Genomic DNA, 14341 nt, shown 5'->3' with positions numbered 1-14341 from the left:
CGCCGGGCGCCAACGGCTCGTCCGCTTACTTGTCGAGCGGGTCATCGTGCTGGGGGAGGACGTCACCATCGAGCATGCCGTGCCCCTCTCCGGTCGTTTTTGTCGTTTGCGTCCTGATGATCGACGTATTCGCCTGCGTGAGGTGTGGAGGCCGGCGGCGGCTCTTGGCGTACGTGAAGCAAGCGGGAGCAGTGCGAGCTATTCTGGAGCACCTGCGCTTGCCCACCGCAGGTGCCAGCCTGACCCCGGCGCCAGCGCCACCCCAGTCCGCGTGGTGTTGAGGCCCGCGCCGCCACAGCCAACAGGCCCAAGCCCCCTGCTCCCCTGAGCTGCCCCTGCTGGCAGGACGGCCGCGGAGCCGACGTGTGCCTCAAGGCGGCCGCACTCTGCGTGCACTGGCATGGCTCACTTCTCTTGGGCTCCCGTCAGCTGCCTTCCCCCGCCTCTCTGCCCCAACCCCCTGCCCTCAACCGTGCCCCTATTTCTCTTATGCGCCGAGCTCGAGCTGAACAACCCCACCCCGCTGAGCCAGGTGCGCATCCACGCCATCGCGACGGACACCAGCTTCCGTATCTCCGAGCTCAGCGAGGTGTCCCTCTTCGAGTAGCCACACAGCGGTACGAAGCGGCGGGTTCGATTCCCGCCGCCTCCACTCTTCTTCGGCGCGGCGCGCTCCCTCACTCGCAGCCGAGCTCCTCGGGCCGCGCACGGCGTTGCCTTGCTCGGGGGGGCAGCACGTTCTGGCAGCGCGAGTCGCGCGCGATGAGGCCTCCGTAGGCCCACTTGCCCTGGCAGTCCTCCGCTCGCTTCATGAAGAGTGAAGCGGCCCCAATCCGGTGGTGCGGGAGTCTCACGGTGGGGCGTCGAGCGACACCTGGTCGGAGGATCCGTCCGCGTACTGCACCTGGAAGACCAACCGGTCAGCCCTCAGGGTGCCCTGCGCGCCGTACCAGAAGGCATGGTTGTTGGCGGCGTGACCCACGGGGAGGCCGGCCAACACGGGAACGTTCAGCGGGGCGAGCAGGTCGTGGAACATCTCGTCCAGGGTCCAGCCCGCCCCTTCCGGAGGCTCACACCTGGGGAACTCGCCGAGCACGATGCCGGCGAGCCCGTCCAGGCAGCCCGCCTCGCGCAACTGTGTCACCATGCGATCCAGCTTGTAGGGGGCCTCGCCCACGTCCTCCAGGAGGAGGATGGCGCCGCGCGCGTCGAGCTGCCACGGCGTACCGATCAGGCTGGCGAGCACACACAGGTTGCCGCCCACCACGGGACCGCTCACCGGGCCACGGCCCGGCACCAGCGAGTGCCCGAGCAGGGGCGGGGCCTCGCCCGTGCGCAGCATCGTCCTCATCCGCTCACGGCTGTCCTCGCCGATGTGCCGCGGCACGGACTGGAGCACCGGACCATGGAGGATACGCCCGCGCCCGTGCCGACGGCGCTGGAGCTCGCAGAAGAGCGCCGTGGCATCCGAGAAGCCGATGACGAGCCGCTCATCGGGGATGGAGGGCAGGCCCGGCAGGCAGTGCACCGTGCCGTAGCCTCCGCGGGCGTACCAGACCGCATCGATTCCGGGCTCCGTGAGGGCGCGGTGCAGCTCCTCGCGCCGCGCGTCTGGAGTACCGGCGGTGTAGCGGAACCTCGAATGGAGATGCTTCGACTCCGTGACCTCGTAGCCCCAGCTCCGCAGCAGTTGCATCCCCTCTTGCAACTTCGCCTCGTCGCAAATCCCCCCTGGCGCAACCACCACGATGTTCGCCCCGCTCCGAAGTGTCACGAAGAGCCTCCCCACTGACCTGAAAGGAATCGCATCCCATGAATCCACCCATGAGGGTGGACTGTCTCATCGGCCCGGCCGCCCGACATATGCCTTGAAGAACCTGGCGATCACCGCCAGCGCCTCCTGCGCCTCGGGCAGGTCGGTGTTGAGATGGAAGGCGTGGCCCATCCCGTCCCAGACGTGGAGGCGGGCCTCCACGCCGAGCGCGGTCAGGCGCGAATGGGTGTGGGCGGCGGCACTGAGCTCCGCCGCGCGCGTGCCGGTGATGAAGAGCGTCGGCGGGAACTTCGCCAGCACGCCTTTCGAGAAGAGCGGTGAGATCAGCGGGTCGGCGAGGTCCGCCTGGCCGTAATAAAGCTCCTCCATGATGGGCAGGCTGCCGTCCGGCTTCGGCATCGGCGCGTTGTTCACGGCCGCGACCACATAGCGCGCGTCGCCCCCGTAGCGCGCGTCAGCGCCCGCGCAGAACACGCCCGCCGCCGCCGGCAGGGGAAGCTTCTCCTTCTGGAACCAGGCGAGCGCCTCCGCCGTCAACACCCCGCCCGACGAGCAGCCGAACAGGCCCAGCTCACCCGGACGATGGCGCTTGAGCGCCTCGCGATACACGGCGGCGACATCCTCGCTCGCCGCGGGATATCGGTGCTCCGGGCCCAGGCGGTAATCCACCGCCACCACCCTCATGCCCGTCATGGCCGCGACCGGGATGGCCTCCAGCATGCCCATCGTGCCCGCCGAGCCGAAGATGAAGCCGCCGCCGTGCAGTTCGATCAGCAAACCGCGCGCGACCGGTGCCTTCGGCGTCACGAGGGTGACCGGTACTCCGCCCCACTGCTCCTGGCGGAGCGACACGCCGTAGCGCTGTCGAAGCGCCTCGACGCGCGGTGCGATCGACGCGTCCACGCTGGCGCGGATCTGCTGGATGTTCCGGGCCAACTCCTCGTTGCTCATGTGCGCGAGCGGATCGCCCTCGGCGATCTCCACGCGTGCCGCGGCCTGAGCCTCTGGGCTCATGTAGGGCGAGAGTGGAAGGTCGAAGGCGGGAACGTGCCGGATGCCGTCCCCCTCCCTGGCCGCGGCTTGCTGCGTGGCCGCCAGCGCCACCAGGAAGCAGAAGCCACGCAAGAAGGGTCCGATGACGCTTGTGTCGTGCATGGGTGGGCAAGCTAGCGCATCCAGGTCTTCTGCCAGGCCGGTGCGACGAGGGGCGCTGCTCGTGGCCTGGGTCGTCGATGAGGGCGAGGCCTCGCCCGCTGTCACGGCCGGGAGAAGCCCCGGGGTGGCATCGCGGGAGAGCGGTGCAGCCAGTTGTCCTCGGGGTAGCGGGCGGTGCCGTCGATGAGGTGGACCGAGTAGGCGTGGCGGCTCTTGGGGGAGGTGTTGGCGCCACTCTTGTGGGGCAGCAACCCGTGGAGCACGACCAGGGAGCCCTTGGGCACCTCCAGCGGCACCATGCCCTCCTCGGGCAGGGGCGTGGGGTCCAACACCTGGAACGCCGTGCCGCCTCCCGGAGCGCGGACGAAACGCTTCTTCAGGCCCAGCTCGTGCCCGCCGGGCAGCGCCCACAGGCACCCGTTCTCCAGCGTGGCATCTTCCAGGGCGAACCAGAAGCCCAGGCAGGTCGGCGGCTCCGTGTAGAGGAACGTCGAGTCCTGGTGGCTGTTGACCTCACCGCCGATGAAGGGCTGCTTGAAGATGTACATCGACTGGAGCAGCAACGGCTGCTTCACGCCCAGCTCCGCGGCCAGGGCCGCCAGCTCGGGCGTGCGGGAGAAGCGGTCGAAGAGGGGATCCAAATCGTGCAGCGCGTGGCCGATCTTGTTGATCGACAGCTCCTTGTCCTGGCGCAGCGAGCCGTCCGGCTTGAAGGCGTTCTCCTCGAAGAAGAACCGGATCTGGTCCCCCGAGGACAGGAAGTACTCGTCCGAGGTCCTGGTCTGCTCCTGCGTGGAGAAGATGGAGACCGTCTCGGGTTGGAAGCCAGCCACCAGTTCCCCGGCCCGGGCCCTCAACGCATCACAGGAGGCCGCCGGGACGAACCCGGGCAGTACGAGGAAGCCCTGTCGCGAGAACTCTTCGGCACGATTCATGTCCGCTCCCATGAGGGGCTGAGACCCTCAGCCTATGCGAGCGGGCAGGGACTGCGAAGATCGGTCGGCGGGATTCGAAGCCGCGTCCACCTGCGTGGCGCACAGGGTCTCTCCCAAGCCCGAGTTGCCAAAGAGGACGTTCGACTTCGACGTGTTCGCCTGCATGAGGTGTTGAGTCCAGTTGCTGTTCGCCGCACGGCACTACGCGCGAGTGGAGGAGCACACCCGGAGTCCGGCTCGGATGCCTTTTTTGCGTGAGGACCTACGCGGGGATAGGTAGACGGTCCTCATGTCCGTGACCGCGGAGTTGCTCGAAACCGTCCGGGGAGAAGCGCGCCCGGAGACCTGGTCCGCCGGCATGGGCCTTGCCCGCGCGGGCGCCGTCTCGGTGCAGTCCGTCGGTGAAGAAGAGGCCGTGCTGCGAGTGCGCGCCACCGGCCGTCCGGCGCCCCTGACCACCGTCCTCTACCCCGAGGACGACATCTGGGAGTGCGACTGCCGGGGCCGGGTGGACCCCTGCGAGCACGTGGTGGCGGCGGCCATCATCCTCCACCAGACGGTGACCCAGCGCGCCGCCGCACCGCGCGCCCCCGTACAGCGTGCCCCCGCGCCGCGCGCCCCCTCCCCTGCTCCCGCGAACCAGGCCGTCCAGGCCGTCGCGCGCCCCGGTGCCGCGCCGAAGCCGGAGCGCATGGTGTACCGCTTCAAGCGCGTGGACGGAGGGCTCCAGCTCGAACGCCTGCTGGTGCGTCCGGACAACACCGCTCGGCTCCTGGCACGCAGCCTGGCCTCCGTGCTCACCAACCCCGTGGAGGCGGCCCGCATCCAGGTGGAGCCGTGCGACCTGATCGTGGACAAGTTGTTGATGAAGCCCACGAGGGGCGCGCTCCCACCCGAGCGGCTCGACGCGCTCCTGCGCGCCCTGGAGCCCGCGCGCACCGTGCTCTTCGACGGCAACCTGGTGTCCGTCTCGAACGAGCCCCTCCTTCCGCGCGTCACCGTGGAGGACCGTGGCGAGCAGACGGTGCTCAAGGTGGAGAAGGACCCGCGCGTCACCGAGGTGGTGACCCCCGGGGTGGTGGTGTGCGGAGGCTCGCTCTGCCGGCTCGGCGAGCAGTCCCTCACCGGCGCGCGGTTGGAGAAGCTGCCGCAGGAGCGCGTCTTCTCGCCCGATCAGATGGGAGAGCTCACCGGGAAGGTGCTGCCGGACTTCGCGCGGCGCATGCCGGTGGACGTGAAGAGCCGGCGGCTGCCTCCCATCGACCGCACGCTCGTGCCGCGCATCTCCCTGGAGCTCGACCAGCTGGACTCCGGCCTCTCGGTGCTACCGACGCTGGTGTACGGCTCGCCGCCCTCGGTGCGCATCGACAACGGGCGCATGGTGTACCTGAAGGGCGCGGTGCCCGTGCGCGACGAGCCCGCCGAGCAGAAGCTCATCCACCAGCTGCGTGACGAGCTGAACATGGTGCCCGGCCGGCGCGTGACGGTGCAGGGCAAGGAGGCGGTGCAGCTCGCCGACAAGCTGCGGCGCTGGCGCGGCGGCCTCACCGGGGACGCGGCGCGCGTGGTGAGCCCCAACGTGCAGCTGCGCCCCACGCTCTCGGTGGACGCGGGCGCCACGGCCTCCGGCGTGCCCCAGGTGGGCTTCTCGTTCGAGTTCCAGGTGGAGGGAGAGGGACCGGGCGCGCCGCGCACGGTGGACGCGGGCGCGGTGATGCGCGCGTGGGAGGAGGGGCTGGGTCTGGTGCCGCTGGAGGGCGGAGGCTGGGCGCCGCTGCCCACCGCGTGGCTGAAGACGCACGGCCAGCGCGTGGCGGACCTGCTGGCTGCGCGCGGGGCGGACGGGCGGCTGGCCAACCACGCCATCCCCCAGCTCACCGGACTGTGCGACGCGCTGGAACACCCTCCTCCGCCCGGGCTCGAGCGGCTGGCGCCCCTGGTGCAGGGCTTCGAGAAGCTGCCGGACGTACAGCCCCCGAAGGATCTCACCGCGACGCTGCGCCCCTACCAGCTGCAGGGCGTGAGCTGGCTCACCTTCCTGCGGCAGGCGGGCCTGGGCGGCGTGCTCGCGGACGACATGGGTCTGGGCAAGACGCTGCAGACCATCTGCACGCTGGGGCCGGGCACGCTGGTGGTGGCGCCCACGAGCGTGCTGCCCAACTGGGAGGCGGAGGTGAAGCGCTTCCGTCCCTCGCTGAAGGTGTCCGTCTACCACGGCCCCGGCCGCGCCCTGGACGAGGCGGCCGACGTGACGCTCACCACGTACGCGCTGCTGCGCCTGGACGCGGAGGTGCTCGGGGCGAAGGAGTGGGACACGGTGGTGCTGGACGAGGCCCAGGCCATCAAGAACCCGGACAGCCAGGTGGCGCGCGCGGCGTACGGGCTGCGGGCCAACTTCCGGGTGGCGCTGAGCGGCACGCCCATCGAGAACCGGCTCGAGGAGCTCTGGAGCCTGATGCACTTCACCAACCGGGGGCTGCTCGGGGGGCGCAAGGAGTTCGAGGAGCGGTGGGCGAGGCCCGTCTCGGACAACCAGAAGGGAGCGGCCGAGCAGCTGCGCGCGCGCATCCGTCCCTTCGTGCTGCGCAGGCTCAAGCGGGACGTGGCGCCCGAGCTGCCGCCGCGCACCGAGTCCGTGCGGCACGTCACCCTCAACGAGCGGGAGCGCGCCGTCTACGACGCGGTGTACGCGGCCACGCGCGAGGAGGTGGTGTCGCAGCTCGAGGAGGGCGGCAGCGTGCTCAAGGCGCTGGAGGCGCTGCTGCGGCTGCGTCAGGCGGCGTGCCACCCGGCGCTGGTGCCGGGACAGCAGGCGAAGACGTCCTCCAAGGTGCAGGCGCTGATCGAAGCGCTCGGCACGGCGGTGGAGGACGGGCACAAGGCGCTCGTCTTCTCGCAGTGGACGTCGATGTTGGACCTCATCGAGCCGGAGCTGCGGGAGGCGGGTATCGGCTTCATCCGGCTCGACGGCAGCACGAGCAACCGTGGCGCCGTGGCCGAATCGTTCCAGGACCCGAAGGGCCCGCCGGTGATGCTCATCTCGCTCAAGGCGGGAGCCACGGGACTGAACCTCACGGCGGCGGACCACGTCTTCCTGGTGGACCCGTGGTGGAACCCGTCCGTGGAGGCACAGGCGGCGGACCGGGCGCACCGCATCGGCCAGCAGCGGCCGGTGATGGTGTACCGGCTGGTGTCGCAAGGCACGGTGGAGGAGAAGATCCTCACCCTGCAGGAGAAGAAACGCGCGCTCTTCGAGTCCGCGCTCGGTGGCGCCTCCGGGGCCGCGGCCATCACCCGAGCCGACCTCATGCAACTGCTCGACTGACACGGGTTCAACCGCGCAGACGCGTACGAACCTCCATGAGGATCCGCCCGAGCCGGTTCTTGCCGGTGCCCGTCGAACCACAGCCCCAGTAGTGGTCCTGGGTGGTCTTCTCGATGATCACCTCCTCACCGGTGGACAGCAGCACCGCGCGGGCGTCGGCGTGCGTCTCGAACTTGGCGAGGACGGCCCGGCGCATGACGTCATCCTTCACCGACTCCCAGTCCCGGCGCAGGGGATGCTTCCGGCTGCGGCCAAGGCGGGCGGCGATCATCGGGCTGGCGGTCGTGCGAATCCGCTCCGCGTATGCGTCATCGGTCCCGGCGAACTTCTGGGCCTGGAAGTAGTGCTCGGTGGTGGGCCAGCGCTTTCCTTCCAGGGTGATGGGATGCGCGGAGAAGTTGGAGAAACAGCCGTAATCATCCCGGACGGAATAGAACTCGATGGGCATCAGGAACTCCGTGTTGGTGTCCTCTATACACTGAGGTGGACAGGAATTCCTGACGCCCCTGGAGCGGGATGAGGATTCTCATCCTCCGGGAAGCGAAACCGGCGCCTCCCGGGCCATGACCCTCACGCACTTTCCGGGCGATACTGTCGCGAGCGCCATGAGTGAAACCGTAAACGACCCCTCCACGCTCCCGCTGAAGACGCCCGCGCCAGACGCCCACGTGCGGCACTTCACCGAGACGCTCCCGACGACGCTCCCGCCCGAGGTCCTCTGGGCGGAGCTCACGCGCGCCCTGCTGCGCTCACAGGATGCGGTGCTCTGGGCCAATGACGTGTCCACCGTGAGCACGCTTCAACCTCCGCTCGCGGTGGGCTCCGTGATCGCTGAGCGTATCCAGCCGAACGGCCCGGTGCTGCACTACCGCCTGGTGCGCTTCGAGCCCCCGCGCCTGCTGGAGTACGCCTCGCTTCAGGACCACCCCCTCGCGGGCGGTGCCGTCGTGTCCGTCGAGCACTCGGCGGGCACGACCACGCTGCGGTGGCAGGGCACATACCGTGGCACGGAGCAGCAGCTCGGCGTGCTGGACCGCTTCCGCGCGGCCTTCTTCGCCAGCCTCGCCGTGCAGCTGCGACAGCTGGAGGCCACGGCGCGGTGAACCGTCTGGACCACCTCCGGCAAGCCCATTCGGCGGCGCTGAGAGATGCCTTCCTCGAGCGAAGCTGGGCCACGGAGGGCGAGCAGGCTCTCTTCAACCTCTTCGCGGACGCGGACCCTTCCGCGGGCAAGCAGCACCTCGGGTGGATTCTGAGGCTCTACCTCTCGGGCCGCCTCCGGGCCGAGGACCTCTACAAGGTCCCCGAGCACGGAGCCGACAGTACGGCACGCCGTTCTGCATCTAGCCCGCTCCGGGCGGCCGGGGCGCCCTACACCCGCGCCCTGGCGTCCACGCCGCGGAATGCGTCTGGGACCGCGTGCGCCGCGATACCCGCCACGAACTCCCGCTCGTGGATGGCGCGCACCCTCTCCAGGACCTTCCGGCCCTGCTCGGCGAACCCGAGCTCCGTCACCTTGCCATTCGTCACGTAGGCGCCCGACGACACCCCGCTCGCGCCCAGAGCCGCGTCGTACAGACGCGAGGCACCCCGGCTGGGAGGCGGGAAGAACAGCCGGACGAGCGGCTTCATATAAAAGGGGAACCCTGACGTCTTCCCGCTTCGCAGCGTGTTGTTGGGCCCGGGGTCCACGCCCAGGAGTTTGATTCCCTCGGCGGCGAGCTTCGGAGCGAGCTCCCGGGTCCACAGGGTCATCGCCAATTTGGTCGTCGAATACGGACCGAAGAGTTTCTTGAAGGTCGCTGGACGCTCCAGCGTGTCGGGATCGAATCGCCTGGTGGTCCTGAAGACGTTGCTGGAGGTATTGATGACGGTCTTCGACGCCCCCCTCCGCAGGTGCTCCTTCAGCTCCATGATGAGGATGTAGGGCACGACCGTCTGCACCTCGAAGTGCAGCTCACGCCCCTGCTTGGAGAAGCCGAGTGACTCGAAGCTGCCACCCGCGTTGTTGAACAGCACATCGATCTTCTCCTCCGCGGCCTTGAGCTGCCCCAGCGCCAGCTTCAGGCTGTCGAAGTCGGTGAGGTCGGCCCGGTAGACGCGAAGCTGCTTCCTGGCCAGGGACGCCTGGAGCAGGGCATCCCCCTCGGGGAAGCCGGAGCGGTTCAGCGCGATGACCTGCCAGCCCTCGGAGAGCAACCTGCGGGTCAGCTCGAGCCCGATGCCAGAGCTCGCCCCCGTGATGAGCGCGGTTCGACCGTGTCCTTCTGTCTTCATGGCGACCTCCTCCACAAGAAAACGGATGACGCATCCGCTTCGGGACGAGATATACGGAGGGCGAAACGGATACGCAATCCATTCGGACGGAACCATCCGGTTTGTTAGGATGGAGCCATGAGGAAACAGGAGGAGCCACCGCGGGAAGAGGGCCCGCTGCGCGCGGATGCGGCCCGCAACCGCGAGCGCGTGTTGGCCGTGGCCCGCGAGCTGCTGGCCAGTGGCGACGCATCCCTGCAGATGAACCAGATAGCGCGAGCGGCGGGAGTGGGAGTCGGGACGGTGTACCGCCACTTCCCCACGCGCCAGGACCTGCTCGAGGCGCTGGTGAACGAGCACCTCCAGGCGCTGCTGGACCAGGCACGGGAGGCGGAGGAGTCCGAGGATGCGCGGCTCGGCCTGAGGCGCTTCCTGCGCGCGGTGCTGGACCTGCAACTGGCCGACGTGGGCCTGGCGGAGGTGCTCAACGCGCAGCGGGACGCACACACGCAGACGTCACGACTGAAGGCCGAGCTGTTCGCGGCGAACGACCGGTTGCTGAAGCGGGCCCACCGGGCCGGGCTCGTGCGGGCCGAGATAGGCGCCGACGACATCCAGAGGCTGATGTGTGGCATCGAGCACGCCGTGCGCATCGGAGAGGACCGGCGGGCGCTGGCCGAGCGCTACCTGACCATCCTGCTGGACGGCCTGCGACCGGCGTCGAGGTGATGGACGCGGAATGATGTCCGAGGCCTATCCTCCAGAGTTGTTGCCACTCGGGGAAAGGCACGGCACATGGAGAAGGCGCACCGCAGTGCTGAGGTGGGGGCGGGCGCGGTGACACGAGCAGTTGCACGGCGGCAGTACCGTCGTGTGCTGACACGCTGGGCGCCGGCAGGCTCTTTCGGACTCATCGTGCTCTTCTTGCATGCAGCGTGTGCCACGCACGCCCCCATGGGAAACCCGCTCGCGGGCGGAGACCGCTCGCGGTCGCCCCCAGTGGGGAGGGAGACCCACTCGGCGCAGCCGGAGCCACCGCCAGTGCTCGCCGTCTACGCGGGCCTTCTCGAAGCGCGAGGCACCACCCGAGTGGTGGCCCTCACGAAGGAAGAGTACCGGCGTGCGGTGGCACAGCTCGGCGGAGGCCTCCGGTTGAAGGGGACGCCCCAGGAGTCCGCCCAACGGCTGCTCCAGGCCATGCCAGAGGAAGAGCTGCTCGCCGAGGTGTACCGCGACCGCGTCCTGACGCTGGTGCCGCTCAACGACAAGGGGCCACTCGTCCCCGAGGCCGAGGCGGCGTTGAAGGAGAGATACGTGCGGTGGTGCGAGAGGCGCGGCGGCGGTGACTGCCTGGGCCTCTTCGACGATGGGCCCTATCTACGCACCGATGACCGGCGCACCCTGGCCCTCGCCCTGGCCTTCGGCACGGTGCTGGATGAGACGCGGGAGGCCCTGGGGAGAGAGCTGAGCCCTCGGGCGGTACTCTCGTCGCTCGTATGGGCAGCGGGGCTCTACCTCGCCCTCTGGCTGGTGCCCGAGCCGGGCACGAAGGCGGTGGCGGCCGCGCTGTCGGTGGTACTGCTGGCCTGGCTCGGCGTGGACGCCATGTGGGGCCTCATGGACGGATGGGCCCGCATGGCGCACCGGGCCCACGAGGCCACCACGTTCGAGGAGTTGCGCGAGGTGGGGGAGGAATTCGGCCGGTTGATTGGAACGGATGCGGCCCGGGCCCTCATTCTGGCGGTGGCCACCCTCAGCGGGCGGACACTCGGCGAGGCGGCTACACACCTGCGCTCGCTGCCGAGGTTCAACCAGGTGCAGGCGCAGTGGGCGGCCCAGGGACTCGAAGGCTCGGTGGCCATGGCCCTGGATGAGGTCGCCGCAGTGGAGATGGCAGCCGAAGGAGGCCGTGCGCCTGCGGTCGTCACGTCACCACAGGCGCCCATCGCACTCGCCATGCTCGGCAGGAGCAACGCGGCTCGTACGGTAGCGGCGCCAGCTGGTCACTCCGGCACCATCATCGACATCCAGCACCGCGGCGGTAACAGGCAGGTCGTCCTTGGCAATGGTCAGCGGTGGCACCTCCCGCGCGGGAAGGCTCTCGGCGACATACCGGCGGAGGATAAGCTCGGGGACGAGTTGCAGGCAGCGGCGGAGCGCATTGCACGAGGGTGGAGCGATGCCGAGCTCACCAGAAACGAGCGAGCCGCGATCGAAAGGGCCCGCGACGCGGGCAACGAAAGCAGCGCGAGACATCTGGAGGGGCTGGCCCGTGGACGCTGGGTCAATACGAGGCTCCAGGATGAGTTCCCCCAGCTCAACTGGCATTCGAAGGGAGTCGATGTGGTGGACCCGCGACCAGGGGGGCAGAAATACGAGATACTCTCTGGAACGAGGGAGAACTTCGCGGTCCACGGTCGGCGCATGGCCACGGAGTTCTTCCGGATGATCTTCTTCTGAAGGGCGCGAGGATGTGGCTCGGCAACATCATCCATGAGAACCAAGAACTCGAAGGCGAGCGACTGGAGTTGTCCGGCGAGGCGGACCAGGTCGTCTATCTCGGGCCGAACCTCACGCTGCGCCGGTGCACGGTCATCGTGCGCGTTCCCGCGAATCGGCTGAGCCTCCGAGGACCGCGGCTCATCGACTGCACCATCGAGTTCAAGCAGGAGCAGCGGAACCACCGAGGCTGGGTGAGTGCCTATCTGAAGGGTTGCCGTTTCAAGGGACGGCTGTTGGGAACGGATTTCGGACCCTTTCCCGGGTACAGCACTTGGGGCGAGCACGGCCACGTGGAGGACTGTGACTTCTCCGAGGCCCGGCTGGACCTGTGTCGCTTCCATGGTTGCGATATGCGGACGGTGCGCCTGCCGCAGTGGCCGTCTTTCACCATTGTCGATCCCATCGGCCACGGGCGTGAGCTGACGAGCGTGAAGTGGCCGGGCACCTTCAGTCCGGTCACCCTGGAGGGCCGGTACAAGGAGGTGCCCTCCACGGTCGCGGTGTCGTTCTACGCCCCAGCCGAGGCGAAGCGCTCGGGAACCACCGAGGCGGAGCTGAAGTCCGCGATCGAGCGGTTCGACTTCATCGTCCGGTGATGCGCGGCGGAGGTCAGCGTGCGCCCGGCTGCAGCACGACGACCTCGCTCAGGTTGTTGCCGTAGACCGACATGCCGCTGAACTGCCGGTAGTTGAAGATGCCGCCGTCGCGCACGATGCCCACGTCGCTGCCGCGCGAGCCTCCACCGTAGGCCCACCCGGCCGGGTGCCGGGTCTGGAACACCACCGATCCCTCGGGGATCTGCCCGTTGCGCGCGGCGGCCATGTACGCATCCCCCGAGAGCACCTGGGCCTGCACGGTTCCGTAGGGACTGGTGATGGCCCGCTGCGTCGCGCCGGGGATGGCCGCCGAATGCCAGTGCCCGCTCTGGAGCATCTGCACCATCATCCCGCGCGGGTTGTTGCCATCCTGGCTCGTGGTGCTCGGCAGCCCCTGGAGACCCGCGCGCTGGAGGTTGGCGCGCACCGTGGTCACACACGTGTGATCCCTCCCGGGAAGCAGCTGCGCGGCGTTGATGGCATCGAGCCCCGCGTTGCCGGTCTCGAAGGTGTCGCGCGAGTGCAACTGCACGCGCTGCGGCGTGGCCTCCGCCTGCGCCAGCTGGACCGTCTCCTGCGGCTGGCGAGTGGACGGGGTCGACTGGATGCGGGACGTGTTGCTACCAGAAACGCGCGTCATGCGATCCTCGGGGGACTGGACCAGGGATGATTCTCGACCCCGTCCAGCCTACCAGGGCCTGGGAAGGAGGGCGAGTTGGCCTGGAACGAGGCAGGAACGAAGGCTCGGACGTCTCCTGGCGGCACATCGTGGAAATGTGAAACATTCTGGCCCGCGTCGCGGATTTCCTTGCTGGGAGGGTGGAAGCATGAAGACGTCCACGTTTCATCTGCAGTGCATGGTGTTCTTCCTCGCCGTCGGCTCCGGATGTGCCTCGATCAGACCTGTACCCGTCGAGCCATTCGCCGATGGCCGCGACTGGGTGTTGCTCAAGGATTTGAAGTACCGGATTGGCAATACCCAGGAGGTCATCGTGGTACCCGCTGGCTTCGTCACCGATTTCGCCAGTGTTCCTCGCTCGTTCTGGGCTGTGTATTCCCCGGTGGGTCAGTATCAATGGGCAGCGGTCGTGCACGATTATCTGTATTGGACCCAACAGTGTACTCGAGACCAGGCGGATCAGCTCATGCGCCTTGCGATGGCCGAGAACCGGGTACCTGCCCTGACTCGGGAGGCCATCTTCCGCAGCGTGCAGGTGGGTGGCGAGGGCGCCTGGAACGACAACGCGGCGGCGAAGGCCTCCGGAAAAGTCCGGTTCATTCCCCTGAAGATGACTCCAGATGGGCGAGCGCCGCTCGTGCCCATCGAAGTGGACGACGACTGGGCGAAGTACCGGGAGAAGCTCGAGAAGTCCGGTATGGCCGTGCCTCCCAACGAAGCAACGCCGTCAGGGAATCGTCCAAGTTACTGCACGATCGTGGAGGCTGAGCTTCGCGCGATGGGGTTGTGAAGAGACGCGCGACGGCCCTGGTGCTCGTGCCCACCACGGTGGAGGTCATGGGCGCCTGCTGGGTGCCTCGAGTACCGTTACACGACCGCCATGCTTGCCCCACCGCCGCCCCAATCGCTCGAACAGTGAATGGGGCGGGATGCGGGCTCTTCGACACTGTCTCCGCCCCCAGCAGGTATCGTGCACCCTGATCGAGAGAAGATGCTGAGCCATCCCCTCATTTTAGCAGGGGAGCAAGGGAGCGGTGTGTAGGCTGAGTGGTGCGAAAAGTAGGACGGGCGCTATTACTTCTGCGGTCATGCGCAAGCCACGCCTCAATGACCAGCAGG

General features: G+C 68.5%; 14 protein-coding genes. 7 read left to right on the top strand and 7 right to left on the bottom strand.

The genetic code is table 11. The annotated features are described in order from the left end of the window. Positions 1-472: 472 nt before the first annotated feature. Entirely contained in the window at positions 473-607 is a 135-nt protein-coding gene (locus NR810_RS51600; RefSeq protein ID WP_257463553.1) for a hypothetical protein, read from the top strand. 70 nt (positions 608-677) lie between these two features. Here NR810_RS51600 and NR810_RS51595 read toward each other — a convergent pair whose 3' ends face one another. The 4 genes from NR810_RS51595 to NR810_RS51580 all read right to left on the bottom strand — a co-directional run bounded on the left by NR810_RS51595 (position 678) and on the right by NR810_RS51580 (position 3864). Then, positions 678-812 (bottom strand): hypothetical protein, encoded by a 135-nt coding sequence (locus NR810_RS51595; RefSeq protein WP_257463552.1) that lies wholly within the window; start codon positions 810-812, stop codon positions 678-680. A 38-nt stretch (positions 813-850) separates the two neighbouring features. Further along, complete coding sequence (locus NR810_RS52770; RefSeq protein WP_257463551.1) at positions 851-1774, bottom strand: S66 peptidase family protein; 924 nt, start codon at positions 1772-1774, stop codon at positions 851-853. Between the two features lie 66 nt (positions 1775-1840). Then, positions 1841-2929 (bottom strand): alpha/beta hydrolase, encoded by a 1089-nt coding sequence (locus tag NR810_RS51585; protein WP_257463550.1) that lies wholly within the window; start codon positions 2927-2929, stop codon positions 1841-1843. A 101-nt stretch (positions 2930-3030) separates the two neighbouring features. Beyond that, positions 3031-3864: a phytanoyl-CoA dioxygenase family protein gene (locus NR810_RS51580; protein WP_257463549.1), complete on the bottom strand. Its 834-nt coding sequence runs from the start codon at positions 3862-3864 to the stop codon at positions 3031-3033. A gap of 289 nt (positions 3865-4153) precedes the next feature. Between NR810_RS51580 and NR810_RS51575 the strand changes: the two genes are divergently transcribed. Further along, positions 4154-7189 carry a DEAD/DEAH box helicase gene (locus NR810_RS51575; RefSeq protein WP_257463548.1) on the top strand — a complete coding sequence of 1012 codons (3036 nt, stop codon included), beginning with the start codon at positions 4154-4156 and terminating at the stop codon, positions 7187-7189. 7 nt (positions 7190-7196) lie between these two features. Here NR810_RS51575 and NR810_RS51570 read toward each other — a convergent pair whose 3' ends face one another. After that, positions 7197-7637, bottom strand: coding sequence for an NADAR family protein (locus tag NR810_RS51570; RefSeq protein WP_257463547.1), 441 nt, complete (start codon positions 7635-7637; stop codon positions 7197-7199). 157 nt (positions 7638-7794) lie between these two features. Here NR810_RS51570 and NR810_RS51565 point away from each other — a divergent pair, with 157 nt between their 5' ends. Further along, positions 7795-8292, top strand: a complete 498-nt coding sequence (locus tag NR810_RS51565) for an SRPBCC family protein (protein ID WP_257463546.1) — start codon at positions 7795-7797, stop codon at positions 8290-8292. Between the two features lie 268 nt (positions 8293-8560). Here the strand turns inward: NR810_RS51565 and NR810_RS51560 are convergent, their stop codons facing one another. Next, a complete protein-coding gene (locus NR810_RS51560) occupies positions 8561-9466 on the bottom strand; it encodes an SDR family NAD(P)-dependent oxidoreductase (protein ID WP_257463545.1) in 906 nt (301 codons plus the stop codon). A gap of 117 nt (positions 9467-9583) precedes the next feature. Between NR810_RS51560 and NR810_RS51555 the strand changes: the two genes are divergently transcribed. The 3 genes from NR810_RS51555 to NR810_RS51545 all read left to right on the top strand — a co-directional run bounded on the left by NR810_RS51555 (position 9584) and on the right by NR810_RS51545 (position 12543). After that, positions 9584-10174: a TetR/AcrR family transcriptional regulator gene (locus tag NR810_RS51555; protein WP_257463544.1), complete on the top strand. Its 591-nt coding sequence runs from the start codon at positions 9584-9586 to the stop codon at positions 10172-10174. Positions 10175-10399: 225 nt separating this feature from the next. After that, positions 10400-11905 (top strand): SitA5 family polymorphic toxin, encoded by a 1506-nt coding sequence (gene sitA5 / locus NR810_RS51550; protein WP_306819235.1) that lies wholly within the window; start codon positions 10400-10402, stop codon positions 11903-11905. An 11-nt stretch (positions 11906-11916) separates the two neighbouring features. Then, positions 11917-12543 (top strand): pentapeptide repeat-containing protein, encoded by a 627-nt coding sequence (locus NR810_RS51545; RefSeq protein ID WP_257463542.1) that lies wholly within the window; start codon positions 11917-11919, stop codon positions 12541-12543. A gap of 13 nt (positions 12544-12556) precedes the next feature. Here the strand turns inward: NR810_RS51545 and NR810_RS51540 are convergent, their stop codons facing one another. After that, positions 12557-13183: a hypothetical protein gene (locus NR810_RS51540; RefSeq protein WP_257463541.1), complete on the bottom strand. Its 627-nt coding sequence runs from the start codon at positions 13181-13183 to the stop codon at positions 12557-12559. Between the two features lie 187 nt (positions 13184-13370). Between NR810_RS51540 and NR810_RS51535 the strand changes: the two genes are divergently transcribed. Beyond that, positions 13371-14012 carry a DUF1353 domain-containing protein gene (locus NR810_RS51535; protein ID WP_257463540.1) on the top strand — a complete coding sequence of 214 codons (642 nt, stop codon included), beginning with the start codon at positions 13371-13373 and terminating at the stop codon, positions 14010-14012. The last annotated feature ends 329 nt before the right edge of the window (positions 14013-14341 follow it).

It is taken from the genome of Archangium lipolyticum (genome assembly GCF_024623785.1).
In the GTDB taxonomy this organism is placed as follows: Bacteria; Myxococcota; Myxococcia; order Myxococcales; family Myxococcaceae; genus Archangium; species Archangium lipolyticum.
The sequence above is the reverse complement of the archived record's forward strand: the minus strand, read 5'-3'. Positions and strand labels throughout refer to the sequence as shown.

Bases quoted from the DNA above. Each gene is read 5' to 3' on its own strand.
- NR810_RS51595 (WP_257463552.1), bottom strand. From the start codon at position 812: ATGAAGCGAGCGGAGGACTGCCAGGGCAAGTGGGCCTACGGAGGCCTC.
- NR810_RS51585 (WP_257463550.1), bottom strand. From the start codon at position 2,929: ATGCACGACACAAGCGTCATCGGACCCTTCTTGCGTGGCTTCTGCTTC.
- NR810_RS51580 (WP_257463549.1), bottom strand. From the start codon at position 3,864: ATGAATCGTGCCGAAGAGTTCTCGCGACAGGGCTTCCTCGTACTGCCC.
- NR810_RS51575 (WP_257463548.1), top strand. From the start codon at position 4,154: ATGTCCGTGACCGCGGAGTTGCTCGAAACCGTCCGGGGAGAAGCGCGC.
- NR810_RS51570 (WP_257463547.1), bottom strand. From the start codon at position 7,637: ATGCCCATCGAGTTCTATTCCGTCCGGGATGATTACGGCTGTTTCTCC.
- NR810_RS51565 (WP_257463546.1), top strand. From the start codon at position 7,795: ATGAGTGAAACCGTAAACGACCCCTCCACGCTCCCGCTGAAGACGCCC.
- NR810_RS51560 (WP_257463545.1), bottom strand. From the start codon at position 9,466: ATGAAGACAGAAGGACACGGTCGAACCGCGCTCATCACGGGGGCGAGC.
- NR810_RS51555 (WP_257463544.1), top strand. From the start codon at position 9,584: ATGAGGAAACAGGAGGAGCCACCGCGGGAAGAGGGCCCGCTGCGCGCG.
- sitA5 (WP_306819235.1), top strand. From the start codon at position 10,400: ATGGGAAACCCGCTCGCGGGCGGAGACCGCTCGCGGTCGCCCCCAGTG.
- NR810_RS51545 (WP_257463542.1), top strand. From the start codon at position 11,917: ATGTGGCTCGGCAACATCATCCATGAGAACCAAGAACTCGAAGGCGAG.
- NR810_RS51540 (WP_257463541.1), bottom strand. From the start codon at position 13,183: ATGACGCGCGTTTCTGGTAGCAACACGTCCCGCATCCAGTCGACCCCG.
- NR810_RS51535 (WP_257463540.1), top strand. From the start codon at position 13,371: ATGAAGACGTCCACGTTTCATCTGCAGTGCATGGTGTTCTTCCTCGCC.